Here is a 3,993-nt window from a genome sequence, read left to right on the forward strand (position 1 = left end):
GGTGTCCACCGGCGGGGTGCGGCCCACGGCCACGATGTCGGCGCCCGCGGTCGCAAGGGCCTCGGCGATGGCCTGGCCCAGGCCGGTGTTGGCCCCGGTGACGATGGCGGTCTTGCCGGTCAGATCGAAGGGAGACATGACCCTACTTCAGCTGGCAGATGTCGAGGACGTTCATGTCGGTATAGTCGAGGTTCTCCCCGCCCATGGCCCAGATGAACCCGTAGTTGGAGGTGCCCGCCCCCATGTGGATCGACCAGGGCGGGCTGATCACCGCCTCATCGGCGCTGACCACGATGTGGCGCATGGCGTCCGGCTCGCCCATGAAGTGGAAGACCTTATTGTCCCCGGCCAGGTCGAAGTAGAAATAGATCTCCGAACGGCGGTCGTGCAGGTGCGGCGGCATGGTGTTCCACACGCTGCCGGGCTTGAGGAAGGTCACCCCCAGCAGCAGCTGGGCGGACTCGCAGATTCCCGGGATGATGTACTGGTAGATGGTGCGCTCATTGGAGGTCGCCGCCTCCCCGCGCTCCAGGGGGTTGGCCTGGCTGATGGCGATGTGCTGCAGCTTGCAGACCTTATGGGCCGGCGTGGAGGCCAGGTAGAACCTGGCCGGGTTGGCGCCGTCCACGCTCTCGAAGGTCACGTCCACGCCGCCCATCGGGATGTAGAGTCCGTCGCGCGGCGCCATGTCGAAGACCTGGCCATCGACGATGATCCTGCCGGCCCCGCCGACATTGACCACCCCCAGTTCCCGGCGCTCCAGGAACGGATGGCCGGCGGCCGAGGCCGGCTCGGTCTGGGCCGGCAGCTTCACGGGCCCGGCGACCGGAGCCGCCCCGCCGATCACGAACCGCTCGTTGTGGCTGTAGTTCAGGCTGACCGTGTCGGCCACGAACAGGTCCTGCACCAGATAGCGGTCCCGCAGGTCGTCATTGCCGGCGCCCTTCATCATGTCCGGGTGGGTGGCGTGATAGGTTTTCTTGAACATGATCAGGTCCCTATGGAGCAATGGCGTCCGTCTCCCGTTGCGGGAGAAGGTGGTCCCGCGGAGCGGGGTCGGATGAGGGAGCGAAAGCCCTATCGGCGGATCTCATCGGCGGATCTCATCGGCGACCCAGTGGCGGCCGAGCGGTGCGCCCAGATGACGTGAGTGATTGGCGAAATCGGCTGCCTGTGAGGATCAGCGACTTGGGCATGGTGGGGTTCGAAGGCGTTTCCTAGGGCGCGGGCCGTCCGCCCGTCTGTAGGGAAGGTAACCGGTGTCATTCTTAGGCGCAACGGACTTTCCCTCATTCAGCCCGGACTGGCGGGGAAGCTCGGAAGGTCCGCATCGAAAAGATGCCAAGCGGGTGCCGAGCCAGTCCAGACATGGGCCTGGGGCCGGAACAGATTCGGATCGTCGAGACTGCCGGCGCAGATGGGGATCATCTCCGGATGCTGTGAATTCGCCGCTGAGACCCCTGTCCCGCAGACCTCGCAGAAGGTCCGCCCCACCTGCCCCCCGCTGGCCGATCTGGTCCAATATTCCCGCAAGGTTCCTTGGGTCAGCCGGAAGGCCGCACGCGGAAAGGCGATGGCCGTCGCCGGCCCGCCGCCCGATCGGTACTGGCAGTCCCGACAGTGGCATAGGCCGCCGCCCAAAGGCGGAGCGTCGATCTCATAGCGGACGGCGCCGCACATGCACCCACCGGTTATCGTGCTCATCAGTCGCTCCTAGACTTTTGGGAAGGGCGCCGGCGGGAGCTTGCTCAAACCGTTTCGGCGCGATGAACTTAGGCCGGGCGTGGGTTTACGTCCATGGGGGCGAAAGATGGCCGACTTCAAGGATCTCGACGAGCGCGCCTGGGCGATCCGGCGGCTCTATGCCGAGCTGGAAACCCAGCGCTATGGCCGGCCCTGGACCGGCGAGGAGGTGGCCCTGGGCTTCATGGGCGACGTCGGCGACCTGGCCAAGCTGGTCCAGGCCGCCGAGGGGGTGCGCGCCATACCCGACGCGAAGGCCAAGCTGGCCCACGAGCTGGCCGACTGCCTGTGGAGCGTCATGACCCTGGCCAGGCTCTACGAGGTGGACCTGGAGGCCAGCTTCCTGGACACGATGGACGAGCTGGAAGCGCGGCTGAGGCCATGATCACCTTCCGGCCGCTGGCGGCCGCCGACTTTCCGCTGCTGACCGGCTGGCTGGCGCAGCCCCACGTCCGGCGTTTCGTCCAGAAGACCCCGATGACCCTGGAGGACGTCGCCAGCAAGTACGGCCCCCGTGTCCGGGGCGAACAGCCGATCATCTGCCATGTCGCCCAAAGCGGCGGCGTCGACTTCGGCTACCTGCAGGCCTATCGCAACCGTGACTGGCCCGACGCCGCCGACGGCCAGACCGACGGGATCAGCCTGGACCTCCATATCGGTGAGCCGGCCTTCCTCGGCCGGGGCCTGGGCCGCGCCATGCTGGAGGCCTATGCGCGCGGCCTCGCCCTGCCCCACTTCGCGCAGCCCACCGCCTATATCGCCCATGAGCTGGCCAACACGGCGGCGCTGGCCTGCTCGAAGGCGGTGGGGTTCACGCCCCTGCGCGAGTTCGTCGAGGCGGGCGAACCGATGCTGTTGCTGCGCCTGAAGCCTTAAGCCGCCTCCAGCCGGCGCGCCTTGGCGCCGGCCTTGTTGGAGAACGCCAGCACCCCGTCCTCGATCTTCGTGAAGCGCAGGTTCATCAGGTCCAGCGCGTAGTTCTGGTGCAGTTTCCAGGGCGCCTTGGTTCCCTGCTTGGGGAAGCTGGCCATGGCGCGCTGGACGTAGCCCGACGAGAAGTCCAGCCACGGGACCTCGCCGATGTTCGGGTCGTCGTTGCGGGGTGTGACCTGGCGATTGCCCGTCTTCTTCATGTGGTTCAGCAGGCGGCAGACATACTCGCAGGTCAGGTCGCACTTCAGCGTCCACGACGCATTGGTGTAGCCGAAGGCCGAGGCCAGGTTGGGTACGTCGGAATACATCATGCCCTTGTAGGAGAGGGTCTTGCCGGGCTCGATGACCCGACCGTCGACGGTCAGCTTCAGGCCGTTCATCGCCTGCAGCACCAGGCCCGTCGCCGAGACCACGATGTCGGCCTCCAAGAGTTTGCCGGACTTCAGCTTGATCCCGGTCTCGGTGAAGGTCTCGATGTGGTCGGTGACCACCTCGGCCTTGCCGCTCTTGAGCGCGGTGAACAGGTCGGCGTCGGGCACCAGGCAGATGCGCTGATCCCAAGGATTGTAGGTGGGGGTGAAGTGGGTGGCGACATCGTAGTCGGGGCCCATCTCCTTGCGGACCATCTCGATGATCCCGGCCTTCACCTTGGCCGGCTGCTTGCGCGCGTAGTTGTAGAACACCATGCCGAACAGCACCTTGCGCCAGCGGGTGATGGCGTAGGCGAGCTTGGCCGGCAGCTTGGTGCGCAGCCAGTTGGCCTGCTTGTCCTCGCCTGGCGCGGCCACGACATAGGTGGGCGAGCGCTGCAGCATGGTGACGTGGGCCGCGGTCTTGGCCATCTCCGGCACCAGGGTGACGGCCGTGGCGCCCGAGCCGATGACGACCACCCGCTTGCCGGCATGGTCGATGTCCGGGGTCCACTTCTGGGGGTGGACCAGCTGGCCCTTGAAGCTCTCGACCCCCGGAAACTCTGGCGTGTAGCCGCCTGCGTAGCTGTAGTACCCGCCGCAAAGGAACAGGAAGTTGGCGGTGACGTGGCTGGTCTTGCCGTCCTTAACCACTTCCACCGTCCAGGCCGCGTCCTCGGTCGACCAGGAGGCGCCCTTCACCTGGGTGTTGAAGCGGATGTGCTGGTCGATGCCGTGCTCGCGGGCGGTTTCGCGGACATAGTTAAGGATCGAGGGGCCGTCGGCGATGGCCTTGGCCTGGGTCCACGGCTTGAAGGCGTAGCCCAGGGTGAACATGTCGCTGTCGGAGCGGATGCCCGGATATCGGAACAGATCCCAGGTGCCGCCGATCGCGTCGCGGCCCTCC

General features: G+C 66.5%; 6 protein-coding genes. 2 read left to right on the top strand and 4 right to left on the bottom strand.

Annotated features, from left to right (window positions below):
• The 3 genes from RMO97_RS09520 to RMO97_RS21575 all read right to left on the bottom strand — a co-directional run.
• Window positions 1–138 (bottom strand): SDR family NAD(P)-dependent oxidoreductase (locus RMO97_RS09520; RefSeq protein ID WP_310540626.1); only part of this gene is annotated, 138 nt, incomplete at its 3' end.
• Between the two features lie 4 nt (window positions 139–142).
• Entirely contained in the window at window positions 143–988 is an 846-nt protein-coding gene (kduI, locus tag RMO97_RS09525) for a 5-dehydro-4-deoxy-D-glucuronate isomerase (protein WP_310540621.1), read from the bottom strand.
• A 305-nt stretch (window positions 989–1,293) separates the two neighbouring features.
• Window positions 1,294–1,704 carry a GFA family protein gene (locus tag RMO97_RS21575; RefSeq protein ID WP_409035303.1) on the bottom strand — a complete coding sequence of 137 codons (411 nt, stop codon included), beginning with the start codon at window positions 1,702–1,704 and terminating at the stop codon, window positions 1,294–1,296.
• Window positions 1,705–1,810: 106 nt separating this feature from the next.
• On the opposite strand from RMO97_RS21575, the gene RMO97_RS09530 reads away from it, so the two are divergent.
• Complete coding sequence (locus tag RMO97_RS09530; RefSeq protein WP_310540622.1) at window positions 1,811–2,128, top strand: MazG nucleotide pyrophosphohydrolase domain-containing protein; 318 nt, start codon at window positions 1,811–1,813, stop codon at window positions 2,126–2,128.
• Window positions 2,125–2,619 carry a GNAT family N-acetyltransferase gene (locus RMO97_RS09535; RefSeq protein ID WP_310540624.1) on the top strand — a complete coding sequence of 165 codons (495 nt, stop codon included), beginning with the start codon at window positions 2,125–2,127 and terminating at the stop codon, window positions 2,617–2,619. Before RMO97_RS09530 ends, RMO97_RS09535 begins: the two co-directional genes overlap by 4 nt.
• On the opposite strand, the gene RMO97_RS09540 is transcribed toward RMO97_RS09535, so the two are convergent.
• A partial coding sequence (locus tag RMO97_RS09540; RefSeq protein WP_310540625.1) for an NAD(P)/FAD-dependent oxidoreductase occupies window positions 2,616–3,993 on the bottom strand: 1,378 nt, incomplete at its 5' end. The genes RMO97_RS09535 and RMO97_RS09540 overlap by 4 nt on opposite strands.

Origin of the sequence: Phenylobacterium sp. (assembly GCF_031425575.1) — a bacterium.
GTDB lineage: Bacteria > Pseudomonadota > Alphaproteobacteria > Caulobacterales > Caulobacteraceae > Phenylobacterium.